1 protein-coding gene is annotated in these 1,257 nt (G+C 65.2%); it reads right to left on the reverse strand.

What is annotated here, in order from left to right; all coding sequences use genetic code 11:
- Entirely contained in the window at positions 1-1,242 is a 1,242-nt protein-coding gene (gene arcA, locus HMPREF9463_RS10185; RefSeq protein ID WP_006234281.1) for an arginine deiminase, read from the reverse strand.
- Positions 1,243-1,257 lie beyond the last annotated feature (15 nt).

The raw sequence follows: 1,257 nt of genomic DNA on the forward strand, positions 1-1,257 counted from the left end.
TTAGAGGTCCTCGCGCCAGAAGGGCATGCTCATGCAGCGCGGGCCGCCGCGGCCGCGGGAGAGCTCGGCGGAGGGCACGACGAGAAGGTCCAGGCCCTCCTTGTACAGCACGTCGTTGGTGACGGTGTTGCGGGCGTAGACGCAGATCTTGCCGGGCTCGACGCACAGGGTGTTGGAGCCGTCGTTCCACTGCTCGCGGGAGGCCGCGATCGGGTCGCCGCCGCCGCAGGGGATCAGCTTGACCTGGTCGACGCCGGTGGCGTCCTCCAGGACGTGCTCGAGGGTGTCCTCGATCAGGCGGATGTTCACGTCGCCCGGGTTCTTGCCGGCGGTCAGCTCGTAGACGCGCAGGGTGCCCATGATGGCGGGGTGGATCGTGAACTTATCGACGTCGATCTGGGTGAAGACCGTGTCGAGGTGCATGAAGGCGCGCGAGACCGGGATGTCGAAGGCCAGGATGCGCTCGACCTTGGAGTCGGAGTTCCAGAAGATGTTCTGGGCCATGACGTCGATAGCGGCGGCCTGGGTGCGCTGGGAGATGCCGACGGCGAGGGTCTTCTCGTTGATGTTCAGCACGTCGCCGCCCTCGGTGTGGAACTGACAGTCGCGGCGGAAGTACAGCGAGACGTCTTTGTAGTCGGGGTGGTACTTGAAGACGTACTTGCCGTACAGGGTCTCGCGGTTGCGGGTGACCGAGTACATGCGGTTGAGGTTGACGCCCTCGCCGACGACCGCGAACGGGTCGCGGGTGAAGTAGAGGTTGGGCATCGGGTCGATGATCAGGTCGGACTCGGACTCGGAGTTGACCAGGGAGTCGAGGGTCGTGGAGGCCGTGAGGGGCATGTCGATCTCGGACTTGGTCATGCCGGCCATGGTCTTCTTGACGAACTCGAGGTTGTCCTCGATGGAGTCCAGCTTCTCGCGGACGATCTGCGGCATGTGCTGGCCGCGGATGCCGGCCTCGGCGATGTACTGGTCGGTGAACTCGGCGCGGGCGCCGGGGACCTGGTCGAACACCTCCGCGACGAGGTTCTCGAGGTAGAGGACCTCCACGCCCTGGTCCCTCAGGATCTGGGCGAAGGTGTCGTGCTCCTGCTGTGCGACCTCCAGGAACGGGACGTCGTCGAACAGGAGTCGCTCGAGCTCGTCGGGCGGCAGGTTGAGGAGCTCGTCGCCGGGACGGTGCAGGCAGACCTTCCTGAGCTTGCCGATCTCGGAAGGCACGTGCAGACCTTTCGTCATGGCCTCCTACCTTTC

It is taken from the genome of Collinsella sp. 4_8_47FAA (assembly GCF_000763055.1).
In the GTDB taxonomy this organism is placed as follows: Bacteria; Actinomycetota; Coriobacteriia; order Coriobacteriales; family Coriobacteriaceae; genus Collinsella.